The organism is Mesorhizobium sp. B3-1-6 (assembly GCF_006439555.1).
Classification (GTDB): domain Bacteria; phylum Pseudomonadota; class Alphaproteobacteria; order Rhizobiales; family Rhizobiaceae; genus Mesorhizobium.
The window spans coordinates 267,395-292,873 of the sequence record NZ_VFTM01000001.1 but is presented as its reverse complement, the minus strand read 5'-3'; the positions used below and the strand labels follow the sequence as shown (position 1 = coordinate 292,873).

General features: G+C 61.4%; 25 protein-coding genes. 14 read left to right on the top strand and 11 right to left on the bottom strand.

What is annotated here, in order from left to right:
• From FJ414_RS01365 to FJ414_RS01350, 4 genes are read right to left on the bottom strand one after another with little or no spacing between them, the layout of a single operon-like run.
• Nucleotides 1-258 carry a sarcosine oxidase subunit delta gene (locus tag FJ414_RS01365; protein ID WP_140640525.1) on the bottom strand — a complete coding sequence of 86 codons (258 nt, stop codon included), beginning with the start codon at nt 256-258 and terminating at the stop codon, nt 1-3.
• An 11-nt stretch (nt 259-269) separates the two neighbouring features.
• Nucleotides 270-1,526 (bottom strand): sarcosine oxidase subunit beta family protein, encoded by a 1,257-nt coding sequence (locus tag FJ414_RS01360; RefSeq protein WP_140640523.1) that lies wholly within the window; start codon nt 1,524-1,526, stop codon nt 270-272.
• A 9-nt stretch (nt 1,527-1,535) separates the two neighbouring features.
• The gene (locus tag FJ414_RS01355; protein WP_140640521.1) at nt 1,536-2,684 is read right to left on the bottom strand and encodes a Xaa-Pro peptidase family protein; all 1,149 of its coding nucleotides are present in this window, start codon (nt 2,682-2,684) and stop codon (nt 1,536-1,538) included.
• Between the two features lie 36 nt (nt 2,685-2,720).
• Nucleotides 2,721-3,902, bottom strand: a complete 1,182-nt coding sequence (locus FJ414_RS01350; protein WP_140640519.1) for a M24 family metallopeptidase — start codon at nt 3,900-3,902, stop codon at nt 2,721-2,723.
• Between the two features lie 231 nt (nt 3,903-4,133).
• Between FJ414_RS01350 and ehuB the strand changes: the two genes are divergently transcribed.
• The 9 genes from ehuB to FJ414_RS01305 all read left to right on the top strand — a co-directional run bounded on the left by ehuB (nt 4,134) and on the right by FJ414_RS01305 (nt 13,200).
• Complete coding sequence (gene ehuB, locus FJ414_RS01345) at nt 4,134-4,997, top strand: ectoine/hydroxyectoine ABC transporter substrate-binding protein EhuB (protein WP_226892181.1); 864 nt, start codon at nt 4,134-4,136, stop codon at nt 4,995-4,997.
• A 57-nt stretch (nt 4,998-5,054) separates the two neighbouring features.
• Nucleotides 5,055-5,783, top strand: a complete 729-nt coding sequence (ehuC, locus tag FJ414_RS01340; RefSeq protein WP_140640515.1) for an ectoine/hydroxyectoine ABC transporter permease subunit EhuC — start codon at nt 5,055-5,057, stop codon at nt 5,781-5,783.
• Nucleotides 5,780-6,439 carry an ectoine/hydroxyectoine ABC transporter permease subunit EhuD gene (gene ehuD / locus FJ414_RS01335; protein WP_140640513.1) on the top strand — a complete coding sequence of 220 codons (660 nt, stop codon included), beginning with the start codon at nt 5,780-5,782 and terminating at the stop codon, nt 6,437-6,439. Before ehuC ends, ehuD begins: the two co-directional genes overlap by 4 nt.
• Nucleotides 6,436-7,215: an ectoine/hydroxyectoine ABC transporter ATP-binding protein EhuA gene (ehuA, locus tag FJ414_RS01330; RefSeq protein ID WP_140640511.1), complete on the top strand. Its 780-nt coding sequence runs from the start codon at nt 6,436-6,438 to the stop codon at nt 7,213-7,215. The genes ehuD and ehuA overlap by 4 nt, the downstream gene beginning before the upstream one ends.
• Nucleotides 7,212-7,961, top strand: coding sequence for a GntR family transcriptional regulator (locus FJ414_RS01325; protein WP_140640509.1), 750 nt, complete (start codon nt 7,212-7,214; stop codon nt 7,959-7,961). Before ehuA ends, FJ414_RS01325 begins: the two co-directional genes overlap by 4 nt.
• A 694-nt stretch (nt 7,962-8,655) precedes the next feature.
• Nucleotides 8,656-9,423 carry an SDR family NAD(P)-dependent oxidoreductase gene (locus tag FJ414_RS01320; protein WP_140640507.1) on the top strand — a complete coding sequence of 256 codons (768 nt, stop codon included), beginning with the start codon at nt 8,656-8,658 and terminating at the stop codon, nt 9,421-9,423.
• A gap of 61 nt (nt 9,424-9,484) precedes the next feature.
• Nucleotides 9,485-10,555, top strand: a complete 1,071-nt coding sequence (locus FJ414_RS01315) for a sugar ABC transporter substrate-binding protein (RefSeq protein ID WP_140640505.1) — start codon at nt 9,485-9,487, stop codon at nt 10,553-10,555.
• Nucleotides 10,556-10,630: 75 nt separating this feature from the next.
• Nucleotides 10,631-12,169 carry a sugar ABC transporter ATP-binding protein gene (locus tag FJ414_RS01310; RefSeq protein WP_140640503.1) on the top strand — a complete coding sequence of 513 codons (1,539 nt, stop codon included), beginning with the start codon at nt 10,631-10,633 and terminating at the stop codon, nt 12,167-12,169.
• Complete coding sequence (locus FJ414_RS01305; protein ID WP_140640501.1) at nt 12,166-13,200, top strand: ABC transporter permease; 1,035 nt, start codon at nt 12,166-12,168, stop codon at nt 13,198-13,200. Before FJ414_RS01310 ends, FJ414_RS01305 begins: the two co-directional genes overlap by 4 nt.
• Before the next feature lie 86 nt (nt 13,201-13,286).
• Here the strand turns inward: FJ414_RS01305 and FJ414_RS01300 are convergent, their stop codons facing one another.
• Nucleotides 13,287-14,348, bottom strand: a complete 1,062-nt coding sequence (locus FJ414_RS01300) for a LacI family DNA-binding transcriptional regulator (protein ID WP_140640499.1) — start codon at nt 14,346-14,348, stop codon at nt 13,287-13,289.
• A 230-nt stretch (nt 14,349-14,578) separates the two neighbouring features.
• Here FJ414_RS01300 and FJ414_RS01295 point away from each other — a divergent pair, with 230 nt between their 5' ends.
• Complete coding sequence (locus tag FJ414_RS01295) at nt 14,579-15,610, top strand: mandelate racemase/muconate lactonizing enzyme family protein (RefSeq protein ID WP_246672266.1); 1,032 nt, start codon at nt 14,579-14,581, stop codon at nt 15,608-15,610.
• 94 nt (nt 15,611-15,704) lie between these two features.
• Here the strand turns inward: FJ414_RS01295 and FJ414_RS01290 are convergent, their stop codons facing one another.
• The 6 genes from FJ414_RS01290 to FJ414_RS01265 all read right to left on the bottom strand — a co-directional run bounded on the left by FJ414_RS01290 (nt 15,705) and on the right by FJ414_RS01265 (nt 22,313).
• Nucleotides 15,705-17,201 (bottom strand): sugar ABC transporter ATP-binding protein, encoded by a 1,497-nt coding sequence (locus FJ414_RS01290; protein ID WP_140640495.1) that lies wholly within the window; start codon nt 17,199-17,201, stop codon nt 15,705-15,707.
• Nucleotides 17,198-18,250 (bottom strand): ABC transporter permease, encoded by a 1,053-nt coding sequence (locus tag FJ414_RS01285; protein ID WP_140640493.1) that lies wholly within the window; start codon nt 18,248-18,250, stop codon nt 17,198-17,200. Before FJ414_RS01285 ends, FJ414_RS01290 begins: the two co-directional genes overlap by 4 nt.
• Before the next feature lie 99 nt (nt 18,251-18,349).
• Nucleotides 18,350-19,327, bottom strand: a complete 978-nt coding sequence (locus tag FJ414_RS01280; RefSeq protein ID WP_181175572.1) for a sugar ABC transporter substrate-binding protein — start codon at nt 19,325-19,327, stop codon at nt 18,350-18,352.
• 191 nt (nt 19,328-19,518) lie between these two features.
• On the bottom strand, nt 19,519-20,658 hold the full coding sequence (locus tag FJ414_RS01275; protein WP_140640489.1) for a mandelate racemase/muconate lactonizing enzyme family protein: 1,140 nt from the start codon (nt 20,656-20,658) through the stop codon (nt 19,519-19,521).
• A 13-nt stretch (nt 20,659-20,671) separates the two neighbouring features.
• Nucleotides 20,672-21,550 carry an SMP-30/gluconolactonase/LRE family protein gene (locus FJ414_RS01270; RefSeq protein ID WP_181167040.1) on the bottom strand — a complete coding sequence of 293 codons (879 nt, stop codon included), beginning with the start codon at nt 21,548-21,550 and terminating at the stop codon, nt 20,672-20,674.
• A 13-nt stretch (nt 21,551-21,563) separates the two neighbouring features.
• Nucleotides 21,564-22,313: an SDR family oxidoreductase gene (locus FJ414_RS01265; RefSeq protein WP_140640485.1), complete on the bottom strand. Its 750-nt coding sequence runs from the start codon at nt 22,311-22,313 to the stop codon at nt 21,564-21,566.
• Between the two features lie 399 nt (nt 22,314-22,712).
• On the opposite strand from FJ414_RS01265, the gene FJ414_RS01260 reads away from it, so the two are divergent.
• Genes FJ414_RS01260 through FJ414_RS01245 form a run of 4 tightly spaced genes read left to right on the top strand, consistent with a single transcriptional unit; the run spans nt 22,713 to nt 25,473 of the window.
• On the top strand, nt 22,713-23,795 hold the full coding sequence (locus FJ414_RS01260; RefSeq protein ID WP_281405787.1) for a tartrate dehydrogenase: 1,083 nt from the start codon (nt 22,713-22,715) through the stop codon (nt 23,793-23,795).
• A complete protein-coding gene (locus FJ414_RS01255) occupies nt 23,788-24,657 on the top strand; it encodes an amidohydrolase family protein (protein ID WP_181181487.1) in 870 nt (289 codons plus the stop codon). The genes FJ414_RS01260 and FJ414_RS01255 overlap by 8 nt, the downstream gene beginning before the upstream one ends.
• A 7-nt stretch (nt 24,658-24,664) precedes the next feature.
• A complete protein-coding gene (locus tag FJ414_RS01250; RefSeq protein WP_181181486.1) occupies nt 24,665-25,144 on the top strand; it encodes a VOC family protein in 480 nt (159 codons plus the stop codon).
• On the top strand, nt 25,141-25,473 hold the full coding sequence (locus FJ414_RS01245) for an EthD domain-containing protein (RefSeq protein ID WP_140640479.1): 333 nt from the start codon (nt 25,141-25,143) through the stop codon (nt 25,471-25,473). Before FJ414_RS01250 ends, FJ414_RS01245 begins: the two co-directional genes overlap by 4 nt.
• Nucleotides 25,474-25,479: the final 6 nt, after the last annotated feature.

Here is a 25,479-nt window from a genome sequence, read left to right as displayed (position 1 = left end):
CTATTTCCTGGCGAAGCCGACGGAGAGGATGGAATGGTTGCGGGTGTCGCGTTCGACGACCAGCCATTGCCGGCAGCCGGTCACGTGTTGCCAGAACTCGCTATGTGGCCCGGGCGGGTTTTTGCGTACATAAACATAACGGTACCAGGACTCCGGGTCCGGATCGTCATGACGCGGACGCATAACTGAAGCGTCGCCGCCATAGCGGAACTCGTCATGATCGCGCGGGCCGCAGCACGGACATTCGATGCGAAGCATTCGTCTTGCTCCTATTGCAGCCAGGCCGCGGGGCCGGCTCCGGCCTCGTCGAGCGTGTGGCCGGTACGGAAACGGTCGAGCCCATAGGCGGCGATCAATGGATGCGGCTTGCCGGTCGCCAGCGTGTGCGCAAAACACCAGCCAGAAGCCGGTGTCGCCTTGAAGCCGCCATAGCACCACCCACCGTTGAGATAGAGCCCATCGATCGGCGTCGGGCAGATGATCGGGCTGGCGTCGGGTGTCATGTCCATGACACCGCCCCAATGGCGCAGCAGCCTGACGCGCGAGATGCAGGGCATCAGCGCGATCGCGGCCTCGGCCACCTCGCGCACGATGCCGAGATTGCCGCGCTGGGCGTAGGAATTGTAGCCGTCGAGATTGCCGCCGAAGACAAGCCCACCCTTGTCGGACTGGCTGACATAGAAATGATCGGCGCCGTAGGCGACGACATGGTCGACCAGCGGCTTCAGCGGTTCGGTGACGAAAGCCTGGAGCACGTGGCTTTCGATCGGCAGTTCCAGGCCGGCCTTCTGTCCGAGCACTGAGGTGTGGCCGGCGACTGCCAACCCGACCTTGCCGGCGCCGATGCGGCCCTTGCTCGTCTCCACGCCGACGATCCTGTCGCCATCGCGGACGAAGCCGGTCACCTCGCAGTTCTGGATGATGTCGACGCCATGGCCGTCGGCGGCGCGCGCATAACCCCAGGCGACGGCATCGTGGCGGGCGGTGCCGGCGCGGCCCTGCAGGATCGCGCCGTGGATTGGAAACCGCGCTGTGTCGGAGAAATCGAGATAGGGCACGAGCCGCCGCACCTCCTCGCGGTCGAGAATGTCGGCATCGATGCCGTTCAGCCGCATGATGTTGGCGCGATGGCTGAACGTGTCGAGCTGATCCGCCGAATGGGCGGTGACGATCTGGCCGCGCTGCGAAAACATGACGTTGAAATTCAGCGCCTGCGACAGGCCTTCCCATAGCTTGACCGAGAATTCGTAGAATTGGGTGTTGCCGTCGAGCAGATAATTGGAGCGGATCACTGTGGTGTTGCGGCCGACATTGCCGCCGCCGATATAGCCCTTCTCCAGCACGGCGACATTGCGGATGCCGTGGTTCTCGGCGAGATAGAAGGCGGTGGCCAGCCCATGTCCGCCACCGCCGACGATGATCACATCGTAGGCCGTCTTCGGCTCTGCCGCGCGCCACGCGCGCTGCCAGTTCTTCTGGCCGGACAGGCCGTTACGGAAAATCGAGAACGCCGAATAGCGCGACATGTTCATGGTCTAGCGGACGATCGAGCCGGCCGGAGTGCGGGTCAGCACTTCAGCGCCCGCGTCGGTCAGCAGCACGGTGTTTGAAATGAAATGGTCGCCGCGGCCGGTGCCCATCAGCCAGGACAGGATATGGAAGCTCATCCCCGTCTCGATCTCGAGATCGGAATCGTGCCTCAGGCCGGTCACCGAGTTGCCGCCGGTCCAGGATGGCGGCTGGCCGATGCCGACCAGGTAGCCGCAATGGTGGCGGCGATAATGCGAGAGACCTGCTTCGTCTGCGGCGCCCTGCCAGGCACCATAGACGTCGCGCGCCTTGACGCCAGGCTTGAGCGCCTTGAGGACGGCATCGAATGCTTTGGCTGTGACCTCGGCCATCGCCGCGTCTTCATCCTTGATGCTGCCGATGCGGATCAGCCGGCCGAGCGGCGCGTGATAGCGCGAGATGCAGCCGGACAGTTCGACGAAGACCGGCTCGCCGGCGCGGTAGATGCCGTCGCCCCAGGTCGTATGCTCTTCGCCAAGCCTGGCGGCGGGACGGATGAACGGGCCGAAGCCCGGCGCGTGGCCGCCGGCGCGGATCATCGCCGCCACGCATTGGGCAGCGACCTCCTGCTCGGCAGCCCCGTCGGAAATCGCTGCGATTGCTGCACCGGCAGCGGCATCCGTAACCTTTGCAGCGCGGCGCATCAGCGCCTGCTCCTCGGCACTCTTCACCAGCCGCATCCTGTCGACCAGCCCGGAGACATCGCTCCATTTGGCGTTGGCCTGCGCCTCGAGCTTCAGGGCGAGGCCGTGACTGAGGCCCGACGTCCAGTGCTCGAGACCGATGCGCTTGCCCGTCAGGCCAAGCTCGGCAAGGACACGCGCGGCAAGGTCGGCGGCCGTCTCGCTGTCGGAATGGCCGCGGAAATCCGCCGCCTTCACTTGGTTCTCGATCGTCACCTTTTCCATCGACCGCGTGACTAGAACCGGTCGACCGCCGAGCGGGATGATCAGGAAGTGTGGCGCGAAGTAGCCCCAATGGTCGAGGCCCGTGAGGTAGAAGATGTTTTCCGGCGCAGAGAAGATAGCTGCATCAAGCCCGCGCTCTGCCAGCGCAGTGCAGACCTTCGACAGGCGGCCGGCGATTTCTGCTTCGGAAAAGGGATTGCGGTCCATTGGGTATCCTTGAAGTTACCGGCTGTCGGGTGGTGGTCAGTCAATGACGATGAGATCGCGGGCCACGTCGCAAAGCCGTTCGCCGCCGGCTTCGGTAACGACGAAGGATTCGGAAATGGCGACGCCGAAATCGTCGAGCCAGACGCCGGCCATGAAGTGGAAGCACATGCCGGGCTGCAGCTCGGTCTTGTCGCCAGGCCTGAGGCTTGCGGTGCGTTCGCCCCAATCCGGCGGATAGGCGAGGCCGACGGGATAGCCGACGCGGCTTTCCTTCTTCAGTCCGTTTCTGCGCAGCACCCCCTGCCAGGCGGCTTCGACCTGTTCACAGGTGTTGCCGGGCCGAGCCAGATCGAGGCCCGCATCGACGCCTTCGACGATCACCTTGGCCATGTCGGAGAGGGCGGCCGGCGGCTTGCCGAAATGCACGGTCCTGGTCAGTGCCGCGTGGTAGCGCCGCCGCACGCCGGCGATCTCGACGATGGCCAGCCCACTGTCGGGGAGCGGCGCGTCCGACCAGGTCAGGTGCGGTGTGCTCGTGCCTTCGCCCACCGGCATCAGCGGGCAGATCGCGGCGTAGTCGCCGCCGGCGCCCGGCATGCCCATGATCTGCGCATGATAGATCTCGGCAATCACGTGGTTCTGCGGCACGCCCGGGCGCATCTTTTCAACAGCGCGGTTCATGGCATTGCTGCAGATCGCGCCGGCCTGGCGGATCAACGCCAGCTCGGCGTCCGATTTCACCAGCCGGGCCCAGTTGACCAGGTCGTGGTTGTTGGCGAGGTTCGCTTCGGGCAGACCGCCGACGAGATGGTCATGGCAGCGCGCCGTGTAATAGTGCGCATCCATTTCCACGCCGATCCGCGCCCGTCCCCAACCGCGTGTCCGGATCAGACCGGCCAGCTCGTCATAGGGATGCTCGACGGGCTGCTGCACCAGACGCTCCGAGAACGAAACGATGTTTTCTTCGGGCAGGCCGGTGGTCATGCAGGCGCTTCTGGCATCCTGCGCCCTGCCGAACCAGATCGGCCGATCTTCTTCCAGATGGACGAGCACGCACTGCGGCACGTAGAAGGACCACCCATCATAGCCGGTCAGCCAGCACATATTTGCCGGGTCCTGACAGATGATGAGATCGAAGCCAGCCTTTTCCATGCGCCGCTTCACGCCTGTCAGGCGCCGTGCATATTCTGCCTTTGTGAAGCTGGCTGAGCCGCTCAAACCCGTTTCCCCTGACCGCCGCGTCAATTCGAGAAAAATAGCATAATTGTGCACAACTATTGGCTATTCGACCGTACACTCGATCCGAATGTGCGGATTTTTCAGGATTCGTACAGCGTGTCTTGCGATATGTCTAGATCAGTTGTATACGTCTTACATGCTCGCTGCGACGGAGGAGAAACGTCGTCCGAGCCAAAGCAATCGTCAAAAAGAAAAGGGGAATGCATGCTCATGTCACAGATATCTCGCCGCACGGTTGTGAAGGTGGCCGCCGGCTTTGCGCTCGCCGCGACCGCATTCACGGCGTTGCCGGCCCATGCGGAGACGACCCTCGAACGGGCCAAGAAGGACGGCTACATCCGTGTCGGCTTCGCCAACGAGGCGCCGTTTGGTTTTGCGACGCCCGACGGCAAATTGACCGGTGAAGCGCCTGAGGTCGCCAAGGCGGTGCTTGCCAAGATGGGTATTGCGCAGGTCGACGGCGTGCTGACCGAATTCGGCTCGCTCATCCCAGGCCTGAAGGCCGGGCGCTTCGACATCATCGCCGCCGGCATGTTCATCAATCCGAAGCGGTGTGCCGAGATCAATTTCTCCGAACCGTCCTACGGTATCGGCCAGGCCATGTTGGTGACCAAGGGCAATCCGAAGGGCATAAAGGATTATTCGAGCATCAAGGATAATCCGGACCTCAAGCTCGCCGTGATGGCGGGCGCGGTGGAGGGCGGATACGCCAAGGATGCAGGTGTCGCGGCGGGGCAGATCGTCGCCTTGCCCGACCAGTCCAGTCTCGTCGCCGCCGTCCAGGCAGGGCGCGCCGACGCCGCCGCGCTTACCGCATTGTCGATCGCCGATATGGCCAAGAAGGCCGATGGCGTCGAATCGACCAAGCCCTTCGGCGAGGTTGCCGGCAAGTCGGTGAAGGGGCATGGCGGCTTCGGCTTCCGCAAGGAAGACACCGATCTGCAGGAAGCGTTCAATGCCGAACTGAAGAAATTCATCGGTTCGCCGGAACACATTGCGCTGGTCGAACCGCTCGGCTTCGGCAAGGACTATCTGCCCAATAAGACAACCGCGCAGCTCTGCAAGGGCGAATAAGTTCCCAACTGCTGGGCGGTGTGAGAGCGCCGCCCCCTTTTTTCCTCGGAGAAGCAGATGGGTATCCGCACGCTCGTTGGCATGCTGGTCGTCTCGCTGGCCTTGATCGCCGTGCTGGCCACGCAGGCAACATACAGCCTGTTCCTGCCGGGACTGCTGCAGGGCGCCGCCTTGACGATCGAGATCGCAGTCCTAGGCAGCCTACTGGCGGTCGTCGTGGGCGTGCTCGCCGCGTTGGCACGCATGTATGGTCCGGCGCCGCTCAGATGGCTGGCGACGGTCTATGTCGAGATCTTTCGTGGCACCTCGGCGCTGGTGCAGTTGTTCTGGCTGTTTTTCGTGCTGCCGCAATTCGGCGTCACGCTCGACGCATTTCCCGTTGCCGTGCTCGCGCTTGGCCTGAATGTCGGGGCCTACGGATCCGAGTGCGTGCGCGGCGCCATCCAGTCGGTCGCGCGCGGCCAGTGGGAAGCGGGAACGGCGCTCAACATGAGCCGTGCGCAGATGCTGCGCCGGATCATCCTGCCGCAAGCCTTCATCGCCATGATCCCACCCTGGGGCAATTTGTTCATCGAGCTGCTGAAGTCGACCGCGCTGGTGTCGCTGATCACACTGTCCGACCTCGCCTTCAAGGCGCAGCAGATGAACCAGAACACGTTCAAGACCATTCCGATCTTCACGCTGGTGCTGCTGATGTATCTCGCCATGTCGCTCACCGTTTCCATCGGCATGCGGCTTCTCGAAAGGCGAGCCTCGCTCGGCCTGGCACGAGGAAAGGCAGCATGATCTGGGATTGGAGTTTTGCCCTCGAGATCCTGCCGGTGCTGGCCCGCGCCGCCGTCATCTCCATAGAGGCGACGCTGCTTGGTTTCGCCATCGCGGCCTCGCTCGGCCTGATCCTGGCGGTGATCCGCATCGCCGTGCCGTGGACAGGCTGGACGATCTCGGTGCTGGTCGAACTGATCCGCTCGACGCCACTGCTCATCCAGATCTTCTTTGTTTATTTCGTCTTTCCGAAATTCGGCCTTGTGCTCGACGCGTTCACGGCGGGTGTTCTGGCGATCGGCATCCACTATGCCGCCTACTGCTCGGAGGTCTATCGAGCGGGCTTCGACAATATCCATCGAGGCCAATGGGAAGCCTCGATCGCGCTCAATCTCTCGTCCTGGACGACCTTTCGCGACATCATCATTCCGCAGGCCATCCCGCCGATCGTGCCGGCACTCGGCAACTATCTCGTCGCGCTGTTCAAGGAGACGCCGCTGCTTTCGGCCATCGCCGTGCTGGAACTCATGCAGACAGCCAAGATCATCGGCTCCGAGACATTCCGCTACACCGAACCTATCACACTGGTCGGCCTGTTCTTCCTCGCGATGAGCCTGGTTTCGGCCGCGCTTATTCGTGCCCTTGAACGCCTGCTCAACCGGAGGAACGCGCGATGACGGAACAACCGATGGTCCGCTTCGACAATGTTTCCAAACGCTACGGCGCGTTGACTGTTCTCGACGGCCTGAACCTCGAAATCGCGCGCGGCGAGAAGGTTTCCGTCATCGGTCCGTCCGGTTCCGGCAAAACCACCGTGCTGCGCATGCTGATGACGCTGGAGACGATCAATGACGGCGTCATCTGGGTCGAGGGCGAGCCGCTGACCCATATGCAGCAGAATGGAAAGCTGGTGCCTGCCAACCTTGCTCACATCCGCCGCATCCGGGCGAAGATCGGCATGGTCTTCCAGTCCTTCAATCTGTTTCCGCACATGACGGCGATGGCCAACTGCATCGAGGCGCCGATAACCGTGCTTGGCATGAAGCGGGCCGATGCCGAGGCGAGGGCGGCCGAGCTTCTCGACATGGTCGGGTTGTCACAGAAGAAGGACCACTATCCTTCCCAGCTCTCCGGCGGCCAGCAACAGCGTGTCGCCATCGCCAGGGCGTTGGCGATGCGGCCCAAGATCATGCTGTTCGATGAGGTGACCTCCGCGCTCGACCCGGAACTTGTCGGCGAAGTGCTGCAAGTGATAAGGCAAATCGGCCGCGAGCATGATTTGACGATGCTTATGGTCACGCACCAGATGGGCTTCGCCAAGGAATTTTCCGATCGCGTCTGCTTCTTCTACCAGGGCAAGATATGCGAGCAGGGACCGCCAGGCGAGTTGTTCGGTGCCCCTAAGAACGAGCGGACGCGGCAGTTCCTGCACGCTGTCCTGGAGGCTGGATGACGCTGGAGACGGATGCCTCGGCCACCACCGCGATCGTGGACGCGCCACGACCGCTTTCGGCGCGAGAACGGTTCGAGCGTATCTACCGGATCCTGCGTGATCGCATCTGCCTGCTCGACTACCCGCCGGGAAGCCGGCTCTCCGAGGAAGAACTCGCGCAGGAATTCGAGATCAGCCGCACGCCGGTCCGCCGCGTGCTGGCGCGCCTCGAATCCGAGGGTCTGGTTCAATCCGTCCACGGCGTCGGCACCATAGTCACCGATGTCGATATCGAGGAATTGCAGCAGGTCTATCACCTGCGTCTGGAACTGGCGCTTTTGGTCGGCAAGCTTTCGCCGATCCCGCGGACGGCCGCCGACCTGGACCGGATCCGGGCACTGATTGCACGCTGTGATTCCGATATGCTCAATCCGGATCAGCGGGCTTTCCTGCAACTGAACATGGATTTCTTCTCCGAACTGACCGCCATGACAGGGAACCAGCCCCTGCGCGAGATCAGCGAGAGACTGTATTTCCAGGTGGCGCGTGTCGTCCTGAAGATGATGCCGCAACTAGGTTTGGTGGAGGAGTTCACGGCCTTCCGGCGCGAAATGGAGGAGGTCCTGGCCGCGGCGGAGATCGGCGACTGGGAGTCGATCGGACACATCAGGCGTGCGCATATCTCAATGAGCTTTCGACGCATGATGCGGCATGGGGGTCATGCCAAGGACACGAACAGCGATCGCTTGGTACGGCAAGAAAAATAGTCCGAGCACTCGCCTGCTCAGGCAATTAACGACTCTTCCTTTGCCGAAGTTCGAAACGAACCAACTGGCGCCTTGATGAACCTTTTGACTTTCGCCAATTTGAAGTTTGCCAGGTTTTTTCCTAGCCATCCCAATCCCTACCCCTGACGTGCTTCCCTGTTTTGTCCGCGTCGTCCATGTTATCCGACCCGAAGCGGACAACAGCAGGCGCTTTGGTCGCAGGAGCTTGGAAGTCGCAATTCTTTGGTGCCTGCGCCGGCTTCTACATTCATTGGATCTGAAATCCGCGAGCCGAGGGTCACGGTCGTCGACGGAGATGGTGTTATGGCCGATGACCCGTGCTGACACTCAGTTTGATGCCCTTGAATGAGCCGATGTCGCGTTCCGTCCTCGATGCGGCCCCTCGATATGACGTGGGATTTTGGGGGCAGGCAGGCTTAGCCGTCGAAAACGGCAAGCCAAGAAGTCCAATATGACATTTGAATCGACCCACCAATTGGAAACGATATAAGCTCGACAATCCCTATTTCCATACCACAAACTGCTTTATATTCCGACTGTTACGGCAAAATCCTTGTATGCAATATCAACGATGTCATCGTCCTTGACAGGTATCGTGGAAACGATATTGTTTTGATGCATCGGCGCGACCAACGGCGCATCTTTGCCGTGATCGGCTGGCGGAGGAGCACTGATGAGGGGCCTCAACGGCAAGATTGCCGCAGTGACGGGCGCAGGTTCCGGCATAGGGCAGGCGGCGGCCAAGCGTCTTGCGGAAGAGGGGTGCAAGGTTGCCATACTCGACTGGAACGAGGAGAGCGCAAAGGCAACCGCGCAGCAGATCGCGCAGGCGGGCGGCGAAGCGCTGCCGCTGAAAGCCGACGTAAGCAACGAATCCCAGGTCGAGGCCGCTTTCAAGGCGATCGTCGCCAGGTTTGGCCGCCTCGACATTCTGGTTTCCAATGCCGGGATATTCTCCGGCGAACGCGACGGCAAAGTCGACGGGCTTTCCAAAGCGGTGTGGGACGAGATCGTTGGCGTCAATCTTACTGGCATGTATCTCAGCTGCAAACACGGCGTCGCCGCGATCAAGGCGACGGCCGGAAAGGGTGCGGTGGTGCTGACCGGATCGCCTACCGGCATGTCGGGCTGCACGCCGGCCAATGTCGCCTACGGCTCCAGCAAGGGCGGAGTGCATGGCCTGTCGCGCGTCATGGCTGTCGATCATGCGCCGGAAGGCATCCGGGTGAATGTGGTTGTTCCCGGTTTCACGTTGACCCCGATCGTACGGGAACTTGTTGCCGACCCTAAAGTCTATGAATGGCAGATACAGAACATCCCATTGAAGCGTGGCGCCGAGCCCGAAGAGATCGCAGGCGCGGTGGCGTTCCTGGCTTCCGACGACGCGTCCTATATGACCGGGTCCTTCATGTTCGTCGATGGCGGCCTGACCGCCATCTGACCCAGCTCCATCAAAAGAAGACGTGCAGACCGATAACGATCAAAAGGGAGGAGCAATTCACATGGCAATCACAAGGTTCAAGACGACATTGCCGCTCGGCGCGCTGGCGCTGGCGTTCAGCGTGTCAGGCGCACTCGCTGAAGACATCACCATCGGCTTCGTCGCTCATGCGCAGGGCGACCCGTTCGTGCAGCAAATCCAGGATGGCGCGCAGGCCGCCGCCAACGATCTCGGCGTCAAGCTGGTGACAGCGCAACAGGCCGGCGGCGCACCGGAAGGGCAGCTGAAGCTGGTGCAGAATTTCGCCAATTCAGGCGCCCAGGGGATAGCGACGTCGGTGCCTGGCGAATCCATGGCCAAGGGTCTTAACGACACCATCTCGAGCGGCGTGCCGATCGTGCAGTTCAACCTGCTGTCGAAGGCGGTGAATGCACCCTATGTCGGTGAAAAATCGGTCGAGAGCGGCCGCGTTCTCGGCCGCATGGTGCTGGACAAGATCGGCGGCGAAAGCGCCAAGGGAACGGTCATCATCGGCAACTGCTTCCCCGGTTTCCCGGTTCTGGAAAATCGCGCCAAGGGTGTCGAGGAATCGCTCGCCAAAGCCTCCGGCATCAAGGTGCTGGGACCTTTCGATGTCAAAGTTTCGGCGGTCGACAACTACAATCATTGGGAACAGCTCTATAGCGCAAATCCTGACGCGGTGGCCTTGATCGGCCTTTGCGCGCCGGACGTGACCAGCCTCGGCAAGCTCAACGCCGCCAATGGCGACAAGTTCGTGGCCGGCGGCTACGATCTGACGGAACTGAACCTCAAGGCCGTCAAGGAAGGCCACGCTTACGTGACCATCGGCCAAAGCGCCTTCGTGCAGGGCTATCTGCCGGTCGCGCTGCTGGTCAATGCGATCAAGGGCGGCAAGAAACTGGATCCAGGCTTCTACAATGCCGGTTCGCAGATCGTGACCGCCGACAAGGTCGACATGGGCAACGGGCTGACGCCGATCTCTTTCGATGAGGCACAGAAGCTGGCGGCCGATCCGAAAGCGACCGCGGCCTATTACAAGGCCTGGACGCAGACGCTCACGGCCGACATGCTGTCGGCGACGCCGAAGCCGATTTCCGCGGAATCCGAATAAGCACCGCATCGTTTGAATGAAAGCGGGGTGGCGGAAGCCGCCCCCGATTCTGTCTGGGTCCCTTGCAAAGCACAGATGTCCGACCGGCCCATCATATCCGTGCACAACCTCGCCAAGCATTATGGCGGCGTCATTGCGCTCGACGATATGAGCCTGGCGGTGGAACGCGGCACCATCCACGCCGTGGTCGGTGAGAACGGCGCCGGCAAGTCGACCCTCATGAAGGTGCTGGCCGGTGTCGTCAGACCGGACAGCGGAACCATAGAACTTGACGGCACCACTGTCGCCATCGACGGACCGAACGCCGCACGCCAGCACGGCATTGGCATGGTGTACCAGGAGCTCAGCCTCTTTCCGGAGCGCTCGGTTCTGGCCAATTTGTTCGTCAACCGCGAGCCGGTGCGCCGCGGCCTCATCTCCAACACGGTTATGGAGGAACGATGCCGGCCGCTTCTTGACGAATTGGGGCTTCATGTCGACGTGAGGGCACCGGTCAACCGTCTGAGCATAGGTGAACGGCAGCTTGTCGAACTGTGCCGGGTGCTCCTTGAAAATCCCCGCCTGCTCATCCTGGACGAACCGAATTCGGCTTTGAACCAGCGCGAGACCGAGAAGCTGTTTGCGGTGCTGAAACGCATCCGCGAGCGCGGCATCACCATGATTTACGTTTCGCACCGGCTGGAAGAGGTTTTTTCAATCTGCGACCGCATCACCATAACCCGCAACGGTCGCGATGTGCTGACCGGGGATCGTTCAGCGCTTACCATTCCAGAAGTCATCGAAGGCATGATCGGACGCCAACGCGAGGCGCTGTTTCCGCCTGCTCTGCCTGCCAGAGCCGGAACTGCGAAAGAGATCGCCGTCAGCGGGCTCGGCGGCGGCAGGCTGCGTCAGATCGATTTCACGGCTCGGTCGGGCGAGGTCGTGGGTTTTGCCGGGCTCGAGGGATCCGGCATTTCAGACCTGTTCGATATCCTGTTTGGACTGCGCAGGGCGCGCAGGGGGGAGGTCCGCTTTCCCGACGGGCGTGGACCGCCAAAAAATCCGACGGATGCGGCCCGCCGCAATGTCTGCCTGGTGCCGGCAGACCGCCGCCGCAACGGTCTGATGCTCGACAAGTCGATCCTGTTCAACATTTCCAACATCGTGGTGGGCGCGCGAGACGACGGCCCATCGTGGTTCTCGCCAAAAGTCGCCCTGGGCCGCGCTGGCCGGCAGATCGAGGCTTTGCGCATCAAAGGCCGACCGCACGCGCTGACGAATTCGCTGTCGGGCGGTAACCAGCAGAAGGTCGTGATCGGGAAGTGGTTGGAGATAGGTCCGCAAGTCTTTCTGCTGGACGATCCGACGCGCGGCGTCGACGTCGGCGCCAAGCGAGAAATATACGGCCTCATCCGTCAGATGTCCGCCGATGGCGGCATCGTGCTGTTCAGCTCGACCGAATTGCCTGAACTCATCGGTCTCTGCGACCGCATCGTGGTTGTCTATCAGGGGCGATTGGCAGCCATTGTTTCCTCGGGCGCCATGGACAGCCGTTCCATCCTCCATCTTGTCAACACGGGCGAGATGCCGGGGAGGATTCGAAATCCGCAGCAAGAGACGAACAGGGCATGACCGAAGCCGACCGCACAGAAACAATCGCTCCACGGCTCCAGGACGGTCCGAAGTGGCGCTTTCGTATGCCGGAGGAGATCGGCGTGATCGTCGCCCTTGCCGTCATGATGGCGGTGATCGGCGTTGCCCGGCCGCGTTTCCTCAATCCGATCAACCTGTTTTCGCTGCTCGGCAACACGACGTTTCTTGGCATGCTGGCGATCGGCATGGTGTTTCTGCTGGCGATCCGGGAGATCGACCTCTCGGTCGGCTGGATGTTCAATTTCTCGGCGGTGATTGCAGCGCTTCTGATGGTCGCGGGGTTCGACCCGTGGCTTGCGGCGCTGGCCGGCATCGTGTTCGGGGCCTGTCTCGGGCTCGTCAACGGTCTGATTGCAGTTACGCTGCGTCTGCCGTCGATCATCGTGACGCTTGGCACCTATTCGATGTTCCAGGGGCTGTCGCTGGTGGTCAACCACGGCAGGGCGATCGTACCGTCCGACCAGAGCAGCAGCTTCTTCTGGGTGATTTCCTATAAACTGTTCGGAGTTCTGCCTGTGGCGGCGCTGGTGTTCGTGCTGCTGGCGATTGCAATGCACATTGTGCTTCACCGCACGCGTTTCGGTTACCGTGTGCAAGCGGTCGGCAGCAATCCGGAAGCCGCCACGCATGCCGGCATACCGACGGCCCGGGTGCGCCTTCAGACCTTGGTGCTGATGGGCGCGATATGCGGGCTATCGGGCACAATGTATCTCGGCTTTCGCGGCGCCATCGATCCGAATGAAGGCAGCGACTTCGTCCTGGTTGTCATTGCCGCCGTCATCATCGGCGGCACGCCGCTGTCTGGCGGGCACGGCACGATCATCGGCGCGGTGATCGGCATGATGATCATCCAGGTCATCTCGAGCGGGTTGATCTTCTTTGGCATCGATGCGACGTGGAGCACCTTCGTTACTGGAGCGGTGACCGTGCTCGCCGTCTCACTCGACCGATTGATCAAATATCATCGAACGCGACGTGCGGAGCTGCGGCGAGAATCCTTGCACGGTTGAGGGCGCCCGGGCACACGCGATTTTCAATTGGCGTTTCGAGGCTGGCGTCGCTCGGGCTGTTCCTTGGCTGAGTGCCCATGAACGAATTAATCGCTGACCGGCCGGCAAGAGCCGCCGAGAATGAGGTGCGTCGGAAAAGAAATGCGTTGCGCTGGTCGATCGGCCTGGCCGCCCAGCCGTTCAAGAAGAAGCAGCGCTGCCGTACGTCCTATCTCCTCGACCGGGCGGTCGATAAGCGTGATAGGGCCGGGATAAAGCATGGCCACATCGGAGCGGTCGCATCCGATAAGGGAAATATCGTTCGGCACCGAAACGCCTTGCTGCTGGAGGGCACGCAACACGCCGACCAGGATACGATTGCCTGCCGCTATGATGGCTGTCGGGCGTTCGCGCATCTGGAGCAGGGCAGTGGCTTCGCGGAAACCGAAATCCGCCGACAGGCTTTGCGAACGGATCAGATGCTCAGGCACGGCCAGCCCGCTTTTCTGGAACGCCTCGACGAATCCGCGGACGCGCTCGCGTCCTGGCCTTATGTCCTTGCCCGCCGTGATGATGGCGATGCGGCGATGACCGAGCTCGATCAAATAGCCGGTCGCCTGCCTCAAGCCCGTCGCGTGCTCGGTCAGCACCGCGTCGATCTCCAGCGGTATGTCGCGGTCGAGAAGCACGGAAGGCACGCGCAATTCCTTGAGCCGCTTGATGGTGCGCGGATCCTGTTCGTTGTTGATCGTCAGTATCATGCCGTCCGCGCGGCCGTGCTGGAGCATGTCGATGGCCGCGGCTTCGTCCGATGCCCGTCCGTTGGTGCTCATGAGGTAAAGGGAGAAGCCGCGCTCGCGCATCTGCGAGTCGACCGCCTTGAAACAGCTCGCATGCCACGGATTGGCGATATCATCGATGACGAAGCCCACCGTCATCGTGTTGCGGCGGCGCATGTTCTGCGCGCGTGAATCCGGTTGGAAACCAAGGGAATGGATCGCGGCACGTACCTTGCCGAGGGTTCCCGGCCGCACGGTATCAGGAGCATTCAGGCTGCGTGAAACGGTTCCGACAGAAACGCCGGAGACACGCGCCACGTCCCGAATTGTCGCCGGCTTGTCGATCCCTTTTCTCACCGAGCCCCCGTCAATACCGGTCGAACCAGACAACCATTTAACTGCCCAGTCTTGTTATAGAACTGCATAGTAGCGCGACGGCGACTTTGACGACAAGCGGGAAGGTCGTGCTTTGCGCTTGACCTCCGAAAGCCAAGCCCTTATTTTTGGAAACGTTTCGAAAAACGAGCGTTTCAATGTCAAGCTCCCTCAAAATAGAACGCATAGAATGCATTCCGCTCTGCATGCCGCTGCCACGTACCTTCAGGGGCAGCAACTATTTCATGACACACCGCTGCACAATCATCACGCGCGTCTACACCTCCGAGGGAATCATCGGCGAGGTCTACAACGGCGATGAGTTCGAAACCCAGGCGGAAGTTGTCAAGATCATCCTAGATGAGATCCAGCCGCTGTTGGTCGGCAAGGATGCCTTCAATATCGAAGGATGCTGGGAAGCGATGCGCAAGCCGAGCTACAATATCCTGCGTGACCGCAAACTCGCCATGTGCGCGCAGGCCTGCGTCGACAGTGCGTTGTGGGACGCTGTCGGCAAGGCGCTCGACACCCCTCTCTACAAGCTGTGGGGCGGCTATCGCGATGCGTTGCCGGTCATTTGCATCGCCGGATACTATGAGGAAAACAAGACTCTGGCGGATTTCGGCCGCGAGATGGAGCAGATACGCGCCGACGGATACGGCGGCTGCAAGTTCAAGGTGGGCGGACGGACGCCGAAGGAAGACGCCGAGCGCGTGCGCACGGCGCGCCAAGCCGCGGGCGAGGATTTCGCGCTTCTTGTGGACGCAAACCAAGGCTGGAGCCTGCGCGACGCGGTTGCGTTTTCGCGTTACGTGTCCGACCTCAACATCCGCTGGTTCGAGGAACCGGTCCGCTGGTACAACGACCGGCTCGACCTCGCTGCGGCGCGTAGCCAGACCGGTATTGCGATTGCGGCCGGGCAAAGCGAGATCAGCCGCGCCGGTTGCCGAGACCTGATGATGGCCGGCGCGATCGACGTCTGCAATTTCGATGCGAGCTGGGGTGGCGGACCGACCGAATGGCGCCGGGTCGCGGCCTTGGCGTCATGCTTCGCGGTGGAGATGGGGCATCACGAGGAGCCGCAGATTTCCGCGCACCTTCTGGCCTCGATATCCAACGGGACGTATTTGGAAACGTTTCATCCCGATCGCGATCCAATGTTCTATGCACTTGTGGCGAACCGGTCGAATTTCGACAATGGCGTCTACAAAGTGCCGCAGGGCGCCGGTTTCGGGCTTGTCCTCGACCAGAAGACGATCGGCAAATATAGACTCTGAGCCCGTTCAGCTCCTGTCGATGACTGAAATGCAGTCGACGTCACCGATCTTGCTGGTAACTCAAGGCCATAGCATACGACCGACGTGACAGCCGTCAGGCCGCTGCTTTTTCCTTGCGCCGCTTCTGTTCAAGCTGCGTGATGTCGGTGGCGAGCATCTCGACGTGCTCATAGTTGCCCACCCTCAGCGGCGCTGTCAGCATGCCCGCGGCGACGACATAGACAAGGTCGGCTGCTTCATAGACTTCCAATACTTCGGTGCAGAAGATGATGACCGTGTTGCCTGCATCGGCATAGTCGCGCAACAGCCTGTAGATCTCGGCCTTGCTGTGAATATCGACGCCGCGCGTCGGCTCTTCCAGAAGCAACAGTTTCGGGGCACAATGCAGCGCCTGGGCGATCGCGACTTTCTGCTGGTTGCCGCCGGACAGGGAACGGATGCCTTGCGTCGTCGTGCGGGTCTTGACCAGGAAACGACGCACTGCGTCCCTCGCCATGTCGCGCATCTTGCGCTTCTTCAGCGTGAGGCCGAACCCGGCGATTTCCGGATAGCCCAGCCGCACGAGCAAGTTCTCGCCGACGGAAAAATTGCTGTACAGGCTAAGCTGGCGCGTCGCCGGCACATAGGCGGTGCGATGCCGCAAGGCCGAGGCTGACGCCTCGCCCTCGATCTGCATCGTTCCCGTGCATCGCTCCAGCCCTGCAAACGAGCGGATCAGTTCGCGCGAGCCGGACCCTTCGACGCCCATCAGTGCGATGATCTCGCCGGCCCTGCCTTGCATCGATATGGCTCGGAATGCCTTGGAATGGGTCCAGTCGCGGACCGAAAAAAGCGTTTCGACCGTCGGGGAGCCGCTCGGGCGGCGGGCGGCAACGGCGTCGACAATGGCTGCGTCTGTCACCAACTGCCGCGCGATCGCGTCTTCCGTAAGCGCGTCGCCAGAAAGTATCGCCCTAACCTTGCCGTCACGCACGATCGCCACCCGGGTGCAATGCTCGACGAGATCGCCCAGACGGTGCGTGACGAGAAGCACGATCCTTCCGGTGCCGGCTAGCGCGTGCATCTCTCCGAAAAGCTGGTCCGACTCGTCTGCCGTCAAGGCGGAATTCGGCTCGTCGAAAAGGAAAACACGTGAATCGCGCGCTACCGCGCGGGCGATCTCGGTGCGTTGCTGGGTGGCCAGGGAACAATCGGCCAGTTGTCGGTCCTTCAGCCGACCGATGCCGAGCGCATCCATCACCTTGGCGTCGGCCGAACCGAGGCGCGGACGCGCGGAATTGGTGCCCTCGCGGCCAACCATGACGTTCTCCGCCACGGTCAGGTTGGGAAAGAGCTGCGGTTCCTGGTGCACGACGGCGACGGCATGCCAGTCAACCGAAGGGGACCATGGCCGGCCATCGAAGGTCAGCTTGCCTGCATCAGGCTTCTCCTCGCCGGCGATGATGCGCACCAGCGTGCTCTTTCCCGCGCCGTTCGGCCCGGCGATGCCAAGCACCTCGCCGGGCAAGATATCGAGGTCGATGCCGTCGAGCGCGATCGTGCTGCCGTAGCGCTTGGTAATCCCGCGGATGCTGATGCCTTCTGCGTTCATGCTGCGCGGCTCTTGCGCAACTTGGTCAGGAAAAGGTCGAGCGCGACCGCGCCGATCGTCACCGCGCCGAGGAATATCTGTTGCACATGCGGACCGGGAGAGAGCAGGGCGAGCCCGATCTGAAGCTCCGCCAGCAACAACGCGCCGCCCAGGGTGCCGATGATCGTGCCCTTGCCGCCGCTGAGGCTCGCCCCGCCGATGATGACGGCCGCGAAAACCGGAAATGTCTGCGACAGGCCGATATCGGGCTGGCTGGTCTGGATGAAGGAGAAGTCGAGGACGCCCGCGATAGCCGCAAGGATCGAGCACAGAATGAAGGCGAGGATCTTGTAGCGCCTGACCGGCAGGCGGGCGAGTTTACCCGCCTCGGGATTGCCGCCGATCGCCATCAGCCGGAAGCCGAACAGCGAGCGGTGCAAAAGGAAGCCAACGACAATTGCGATGCCGAGCATCCAGAAGATCTCCACCGACAGGCTGTATTTGCCGACGTTTTGGGTGAGCCCGATGAAGAAGTTCAGTTCGCCCTGGTCGACATTGCCTCCCGGCGGCGGATAATTCGGGTTGAACGTGCCGGTGTTGCTGATCCAGAGCGACAGCCCGTAGAGCAGATTGTAGCTGCCCAATGTGACGATGAAGGACGGGATTTTCAAACCCGTCACCATGAACCCGTTGAACAGTCCGACCAGGATGCCGACGCCGATTGCGATCGGGATTGCCAGGTAGACCGAAACACCCCACAGGATCCACACGACCGCCAGCGTGTTTGCCGCCAGCCCATACATCGCGCCGAACGACAGGTCGATTTCGCCGACGACGATGACCAGGGTCAGTCCCATCGCCATGATGGCGACGGAACTCATGGCTCTCAGCACCGAGACGGCGAGATTGGGATTGGCGAAGTTCGGATTGATAAAGACGAAGACGAGCGCGACCACGATAACGGCGGCAAACAGGCCGCCAATACGCAACGCCGCATCGATGGTCGCCTTTCCCGCAGCGGAAAACCCTTGGCGCCGCTCGGCTGGCTGCGTGGTTTCGCCTGAATGCATCCGTACCTCAAAGATTTTGTTGCCGCAGCGACTGCGAAATGACCGTGAGCCAGAATCGGACGGGCCGCAAGACGCAGACCCGTCCTGTCGGTGCGGTCGCTATTTTTGCGACATCGTGGTGTCGAGTTCCTTGCGCGCCTGCTCCACGCCGTCCTTCATCACCGCCTTGAGCGTCTGCGTGTTGGGCAGGATGACGCCATTCTTCAGGAATTGCGCGCAGGCCGGCGCCCCGAAAGCGGCCTGATCGGGCCAGCGCTGGTCGAGTTGGGCGACCTGGATGCCTTTCTCGATCGCGTCGAGCTGCCCTTTGGACGAATTCCAGCCAATCGTGAAGACCTTTCCTGTCAGGCCAAGGCTCTCGATCGCACGGTCGGCATGTTCGGCGCCGATGTCGACGTTCTCAATGAACTGAACGTCCGGATTGGCTGTCAGAAACGAGCGGAAGACATCGAATGTCTTGCCCGGCTCATAGCTGGTGTTGAGACCATTGGATGCCGACGTCACGAATTTGGCGTCGGGGATCGCGGCTTTGATGCCGTCCTCAAAACCTTTCATGCGGCCCTGCGCCCAGAATTGCGTCGGGTCGCCGCCGGAAACCGCGAAGACCTTGATGTCGGACTTGTTGTTGTCCTTGATCCACTTCAGCACGGTTTCGGCTGCGGTATGGCCTTCCTTGTCCGGAATCTGAGTGAAGTTGGTGAACTCATGCCCGCGCGACGTAACGCCGGCTGTAAAGACCGGAATGCCCTGATCCATCAGCTTGTTGGTGATGGCCGTCATCGCGTCCGAACTGACGGGCTCGATGCCGATGCAGTCGATCTCGCCAGTTGCAAGCTTGGCCTCGATCTGGCTGACCTGCTGGTTCGGGTCATTCTGCACCGGCGCGATCGCCGAACACTCCATCGGATAGATGTCCTTGCCCATCTTGCAGCCCATGTCGAAGCCCGCTTTGTACTGCGGCGAGAACAACGGAATGCCCGAGGCCTGGTAGGAGAAGACGTAATTGATCGACTCGCCTTTCTTGATCTTCTCGGCGATGCGGTCGGCGAGCTTGAAAGTGCCCCAATCCCGCTTCACTTCGAACGGGGCTCCGTCGACCTTTTCCCCTGTTGACGGGATCTGGCTTTCGCTGGCGTTCTGTGCGAACGCGGTCGCTGCGACTGCCAGAGTGGCGCAGCTTGCCGCTGCAAGCAACATATGACGATATGAAATACCCACTTCTTCCTCCCTGTTCTTGATCTCTTGGCGACGAGGCTGCTTTCGCGTCGCTATACCAACCCCAAGACCTTCTCGCTGCGGTAGCCCTCCACAACGTCTTCAATGACTTCGATGCCGAGCCCGGGACCCGTCGGCGGATAGACCCAGCCATCGACGTGTTCAAAGGGTTTGGTGACGAGATCGTGCTGCATCGGATTGCGCAGCGGTTTGAACTCGAACAGCTTGCACGATGGCGAGTTGAACGAAATGGCGAGGCTGGCCGCCGTTACGATGGCCGATGACCAGGCATGGGCATTGGCCTGACGGCGGTAGAACTCGCAGCGCTCGGTCACCTTCTTGAAGCCGGTGATGCCTTCGGCCCGGCCGGGATCGACGCCGATCACATCCACCGTTCCGGTCGCGATGACTCGCTCGAACTGCTCCAGCGTCCATTCGCGTTCGCCATAAGCGATACGGGTTGTCGTCTTGGAGCGAAGGTTGGCATAGCCCTCGGGATCCCAGGCGCCGAGCGGTTCCTCGATCCAGGCGAGATTGTATTCCTCCATCGCCTTGGCGCGGCGCACCGCATCGGTGACATCCCATTTGATGTTGATGCCGTTGTCGATCATCAGCATCTTGTCGCCGAGCACCTCGCGCATCGCCTTGACGTATGCCACGTCGCGCTTGTGGTCATAGCCGAGATTGGCGTTGCCGCGCTTGCCGAAGCCCGTCTTCAGCCCCTGCAGTCCCGTCGATACCCATTCGGCCGTCTCTTCGGCCATCTCTTCGATGGATTCGTAATGCGCATGGCAAGAGGCGATCGCCGGCAGCCGCTCATGAACGCAGCCCCCCAGCAGGTCGAGGACGCTGCGGCCCAGCGCCTTGCCCTTCAGATCCCACAATGCGATGTCGATCGCGGCCGTGGCGTAGGAGGCGATGCCGCCATGATAGCCGTACCACCAGGCCTGCTGCTTGTTCTGCCGCCACAACGCCTCGGTCTGCACCGGATCCTTGCCGATCAGGTTGGGCGCCATGCCTTCGATGATCGCCTTGGCGGCGAAATTCGCTTCGGGGAACTGGGTAATCGATTCACCCCAGCCGACCTGACCGTCATCGGCGGTAATCTTGGCGAGGCACAAATGCCGCAGCGCGTTGAAGTCGTTGGGTTCCGGGTAGCTGACCGGAATGGCTTCGATCCTGGCGATCTTCATGGTGGGCCGGTCCTTATCCGATCGCGCCGCGGAACAGCGGCATGCCTTCGACGCCGAGGCTTACTTCTATGAGGTTTCCGGTCATCGCGGCGCCGCTCGTATCGAACGGCCCCATGTCGCAGCAGAACAGCTTGCCGCCCTTGCCAAAGCAACAATTGAGGATGGTGCCGCCGGTTTCCAGGAACTCGACGTGCCTGCCGTCCCTGGAGAAATGGTCGACGCCACCGGCCGCGACGGCGGTGATCCAGAAATCGCCTTTCTCATCGATCTTCAACCCGTCAGGAATGTGTCCCTCCGGCATTTTGCACAACAGCGACTTGCTGCCGTCGGGTTTGCGGCGAATGACGTTCAACGTGTAAGATTCGACCCAGACGATCGAACCGTCCTTCTCGACAACGATGCCATTCGGATAGACGTGATCGAGCTCCTCGAGGATCCTGGCGACGCCGTTCTTTTCGATGACCACGATCCGGCCCGGATGCGGCTTGTCGGCCTGGTTCCAATCGCCTGAATCGGTGAAGTAAAGCCTGCCGTCCGGACCGAAGCTCAGGTCGTTCGGGCCGTCGAACTTCTTGCCGTCGGCTTCCGTCACGAGAATTTCGACTTTCCCGTTGGGCAAGGTCTTCTGGATGGACGGCGGTCTGTGCACCGGCGCGACCCACGAACCGACATTCGGGGTCTGCGTCGAATAGACTGCGCCGTCGCTGCCCAGCATGCAGGCGTTCGGGCCGCCGCCGACAAAGGCATATTGCCCTTGCTTGCCGGTCTTCGGGTCCCAGACTCCGATCTCGCTGGCGTAGGTGTTGGCGTAGATGACGCGCCCGTCGTCAAGTTCGTAGGGACCTTCGGGATGCCCGAGCCCCTTGGCCCGGATGACCTGCGGTTTCTTCACGATTCTCCTCCCTTCACCAGGTGACCATTCCGCCGGTGAAATTCACCGCCTGGCCGGTCATGTATGACGCCGCATCCGACAACAGAAACCAAATGAGGCCTGCGCACTCGTCGGCCGTCGCCGCGCGGCCCAGCGGCACGGCGCGGGTGCGAGCGCTCTCCAGTTCCGCGATCTCGGCTTGGCGCAGCTTCGACACGCCTGCCAGCACGTGATCTTGCATCGGCGTGTCGACAATGTCCGGGCAGATTGCGTTGACCCTTACAGGTCGCGATGCCAGCGCATAGGCAAAGGAGCGGGTAATGGAGGTAATGGTCGTCTTGGAAGCCGCATAGGCGGCGACCTCGACGGTTGCAGCCAGTTTCGCGGAACTCGAAGACAGGTTGACGATCGCGCCGCCCGGTTTCAGGCGCGGGCCGATCTGCTGGCAGAGGAAAAAAATCGACTCGGCGTTGACGGTCTGAATCCGCCGCCAGTCTTCAAGGCTAACGTCGAAGATCGACTTGATCAAAATAATGCCGTGCGAGTTCACCATGTAGTCGAAACCGTCGGCAGCCTCGGCAAGACGGGCGCGGGCATCGGCATCGGACAGGTCGATCGTCAATGTTTTGCATCCGGCGGATTTGACATCGGCGAGCTTTTCTTCGTCGATATCGACAGCAATGACGTCAATGCCTTGTCGCATAAGCCGCAATGCGGCGGCCTTGCCGATGCCGCTGCCGGCTCCGGTCACGACGCCGCGACGATTTCGCGCTGGCGAACCCATTCAGACGTCCTACCTCCCAGCGGCCAACCCGCGGCAGCTTCAAACCACGTCAGGAAGAAGGTGCCGTGCGATATCCCTCGAACTATATTGAAACGTTATCAAGACATGCAAGCAATTTCTGTCCGGCTCTCAAACGCGGGCTCGACGGATCACGTTCGCTTGAGCATATCCCTCTCGGCGATTTCGCCTTGAGCCGACGAAAATAGCCGCAAAATGCAGTATTCAGTCGCGGCTTGGCCAATATTTTGAGACTTTGACGCGCATGCCGGTCGAGAGCGGCGCGCCCCCTTTTCTTCCAAATCGTGCTGCAGGGGACGCTTGCAAAGAGGCTAAGTGGTGACTATGAATTGAAACGATATTTTCCCAAAGAGGCCCGACCGCCGTGGAGAATTGAGGATCATGTCATCGGCCAGAATCGCGGTCATCGAAGGAGACGGCATCGGCAAGGAAGTCGTACCCGAGGGACGTAAGGTCCTTGAAGCAGCGGCGCGTGTTTTCGGGCTGGATTTGCGTTTCGAGGCGTTCGACTGGGGTTGCGACCATCACGCCCGCTTCGGGCGTATGATGCCGGAAGCCGGCCTCGACAAGATCGCCGGGCATGATGCGATCTTCCTCGGCGCCATCGGTTGGCCAACCGTGTCCGACGTGGAGTCGCTGTGGACGTTGCTGATGCCGATCCGACGCAACTTCCAGCAGTATGTCAATCTGCGGCCCGTGCGGCTGTTCGGCGGCGTGCCGTCGCCGCTGGCAACGCCCGGCGTGATCGACTTCTACATCGTGCGGGAAAACAATGAGGGCGAATACTCCGAGATCGGCGGCCGGATGTTTCCCGGCATGGATCAGGAGATGGTCATCCAAAACACGGTGCTGACCCGCTTCGGCTGCGATCGCGTGATGCGCTTTGCCTTCGATCTCGCCATGAAGCGCAAACGCAGGCTGACCTCCGCAACCAAATCCAACGGCATCATTCACACAATGCCATTTTGGGATGAGAGATTCCGTGCTGTCGCCAAGGATTACCCCGCGGTCGCGACCGAGCAGTTTCACATCGACATTCTGGCCGCGCATTTCGTCGGACGCCCGTCGCGCTTCGACGTGGTGGTGGCAAGCAATCTGTTCGGCGATATCCTGTCGGATCTCGGCCCGGCGGTGACCGGAACGATCGGCATTGCACCTTCCGGCAACCTCAATCCGGAGCGCAGGTTTCCATCCATGTTCGAGCCCGTGCACGGCTCAGCGCCTGACATCGCCGGCAGGAACATCGCCAATCCGATTGGCCAGATCTGGTCGGGCGCGATGATGCTGGACCACCTAGGGGCGACCGAAGCCGCTGCTGCCATCGTCTGGGCGATCGAGCGGGTGCTTCTCTCAGGCGAGAACCTGACGCGCGACATGGGTGGCACGGCCTCGACCAGCGCGCTCGGCCAGGCCATAGCCGATGCCGTTTCAGCCCACCCCGCGGAAACGCGTCGCCATGGCTGAACTGCCCTTCGTCGATACGCATTTCCATCTGCACGACATGAAGCACCGGCAGCTTCGCTATGGCTGGCTGGAACCCGACGCGGTTCATGGCTTTCTGGCTGACACCGATCCACTGAAATCGCAGCATTATCTCGTCAAGGACTACATCGCCGAAATCCGCTTTTCCAACGTGCCCAAGGCGGTGCACGTTCAAGCCGCGGTCAATACGCCCGATCCGGTGGTCGAAACTGCCTGGCTGCAGGCTTTTGCCGACCAGACGGGCTATCCGCACGGCATCATCGCGGAATGCCATCTCGCCCGACCCGACGCGGCGAGCGTGCTCGACCAGCATCTGAAGTATCCGAATGTGCGCGGCATTCGCAATTTTGGCGACGGGCGCTACCTTGTCGATGCCGCCTGGCGGCGCGGCTTCGCCGAGCTTGGCTCCCGCAATCTGGTTTCCTGCATCGACACGCGAGTCGAACTGGCCGACGACATTCTGGACCTCGCCCGGGCCTTTCCGGACACGCAGATCTGTATCGACCATTGCGCGATTCCGATGGGCCGCGATCAGGCGAGCTTCCGGCGTTGGCGCTGCGCAATGGACGTGATGGCGAAGTCATCCAATGTCACCATGAAGATCTCAGGGCTGGGCATGGGCGATCCGCAGTGGACGGTCGAAACCATCCGCCCTTACGTGCTGGGCAGCATCGAGGCGTTCGGCGCGGACAGGGTGGTCTTTGGCACGAACTGGCCGGTCGACCGCATGTTCAGCTCATATCCGGATGTCATAAACGCCTATGCCGAGATCATTTCCGGCTTTCCGAAAATCGAGCAAGCAGCGATGTTTTCCGGTAATGCAGAGCGGCTGTTCAGGATTTGATGGCACGATGAGCCAAACCGCCCATACAATAGAAGCGGTGCACCACATCGGCATGACGGTGGCCAGCCTTGAAACCGCGCTCCGCTTCTGGGAGGCATTTCTGGGCAAGCCCGCGCGCTGGACCACCGTGCTCGACAGGCCTTATCTCAGCCGCGTCGTCGGTTATCCGAACGTCGCCATCAACGCGGCGTTCATCGACCTGCCTGGCGGTGGTGTGATCGAATTGCTCGATTATCGGGTTGCCGGCCGGACGGCGAATGCGGACGCGACCGCCAACCCCGGCAACGTGCATCTTTGCCTGAAAGTCGCCGATGCGCGCTCCACCTGGCAGCGCGCTGTCGATTGCGGCGCGAAGCCGATCTCGCCGGATGGTCCGGTGGCGATCGACGGCGGCCCCAACATCGGCGCTCAGGCGGCTTATCTGCGCATTCACGACGGCATTACGCTGGAACTTTTCCAGACACCGAGGAAGGATCGATCCGCATGATCAAGCGCATCAGTTTCCTGCGCCGCAAGGAAGGCATGAGCCAGGAAGATTTCTTCGCTCACTGGACAGGGCCGCATGCCGATATCGTGCGCCAGATGCCGGGCCTGCGCGGGCTTCGCTTCGGCCGCGTGCAAAGCTGGACGCCGGCGGAGGATGCCTGGGACGGCGTCGGCGAGATTTGGTTCGACAGCGTCGAGGACGCGCTGAAAGCCTTCGCCACCGAACCATTCAAGAGCCTCCTCGTCGAAGATCGGAAGAAATTCACCCGCGAAATACAGGCATGTTTCGTCACCGAGCAGACGGCGGTGCAACCACCGGCAATTGGCTGAAGGACG

What these genes read in the sequence shown, in the direction of transcription:
- FJ414_RS01365 (WP_140640525.1), bottom strand. Translation starts at nt 258, where the DNA reads ATGCTTCGCATCGAATGTCCGTGCTGCGGCCCGCGCGATCATGACGAG.
- FJ414_RS01360 (WP_140640523.1), bottom strand. Translation starts at nt 1,526, where the DNA reads ATGTCGCGCTATTCGGCGTTCTCGATTTTCCGTAACGGCCTGTCCGGC.
- FJ414_RS01355 (WP_140640521.1), bottom strand. Translation starts at nt 2,684, where the DNA reads ATGGACCGCAATCCCTTTTCCGAAGCAGAAATCGCCGGCCGCCTGTCG.
- ehuB (WP_226892181.1), top strand. Translation starts at nt 4,134, where the DNA reads ATGTCACAGATATCTCGCCGCACGGTTGTGAAGGTGGCCGCCGGCTTT.
- ehuC (WP_140640515.1), top strand. Translation starts at nt 5,055, where the DNA reads ATGGGTATCCGCACGCTCGTTGGCATGCTGGTCGTCTCGCTGGCCTTG.
- ehuD (WP_140640513.1), top strand. Translation starts at nt 5,780, where the DNA reads ATGATCTGGGATTGGAGTTTTGCCCTCGAGATCCTGCCGGTGCTGGCC.
- ehuA (WP_140640511.1), top strand. Translation starts at nt 6,436, where the DNA reads ATGACGGAACAACCGATGGTCCGCTTCGACAATGTTTCCAAACGCTAC.
- FJ414_RS01325 (WP_140640509.1), top strand. Translation starts at nt 7,212, where the DNA reads ATGACGCTGGAGACGGATGCCTCGGCCACCACCGCGATCGTGGACGCG.
- FJ414_RS01320 (WP_140640507.1), top strand. Translation starts at nt 8,656, where the DNA reads ATGAGGGGCCTCAACGGCAAGATTGCCGCAGTGACGGGCGCAGGTTCC.
- FJ414_RS01315 (WP_140640505.1), top strand. Translation starts at nt 9,485, where the DNA reads ATGGCAATCACAAGGTTCAAGACGACATTGCCGCTCGGCGCGCTGGCG.
- FJ414_RS01310 (WP_140640503.1), top strand. Translation starts at nt 10,631, where the DNA reads ATGTCCGACCGGCCCATCATATCCGTGCACAACCTCGCCAAGCATTAT.
- FJ414_RS01305 (WP_140640501.1), top strand. Translation starts at nt 12,166, where the DNA reads ATGACCGAAGCCGACCGCACAGAAACAATCGCTCCACGGCTCCAGGAC.
- FJ414_RS01295 (WP_246672266.1), top strand. Translation starts at nt 14,579, where the DNA reads ATGACACACCGCTGCACAATCATCACGCGCGTCTACACCTCCGAGGGA.
- FJ414_RS01290 (WP_140640495.1), bottom strand. Translation starts at nt 17,201, where the DNA reads ATGAACGCAGAAGGCATCAGCATCCGCGGGATTACCAAGCGCTACGGC.
- FJ414_RS01285 (WP_140640493.1), bottom strand. Translation starts at nt 18,250, where the DNA reads ATGCATTCAGGCGAAACCACGCAGCCAGCCGAGCGGCGCCAAGGGTTT.
- FJ414_RS01275 (WP_140640489.1), bottom strand. Translation starts at nt 20,658, where the DNA reads ATGAAGATCGCCAGGATCGAAGCCATTCCGGTCAGCTACCCGGAACCC.
- FJ414_RS01265 (WP_140640485.1), bottom strand. Translation starts at nt 22,313, where the DNA reads ATGGGTTCGCCAGCGCGAAATCGTCGCGGCGTCGTGACCGGAGCCGGC.
- FJ414_RS01260 (WP_281405787.1), top strand. Translation starts at nt 22,713, where the DNA reads ATGTCATCGGCCAGAATCGCGGTCATCGAAGGAGACGGCATCGGCAAG.
- FJ414_RS01255 (WP_181181487.1), top strand. Translation starts at nt 23,788, where the DNA reads ATGGCTGAACTGCCCTTCGTCGATACGCATTTCCATCTGCACGACATG.
- FJ414_RS01250 (WP_181181486.1), top strand. Translation starts at nt 24,665, where the DNA reads ATGAGCCAAACCGCCCATACAATAGAAGCGGTGCACCACATCGGCATG.
- FJ414_RS01245 (WP_140640479.1), top strand. Translation starts at nt 25,141, where the DNA reads ATGATCAAGCGCATCAGTTTCCTGCGCCGCAAGGAAGGCATGAGCCAG.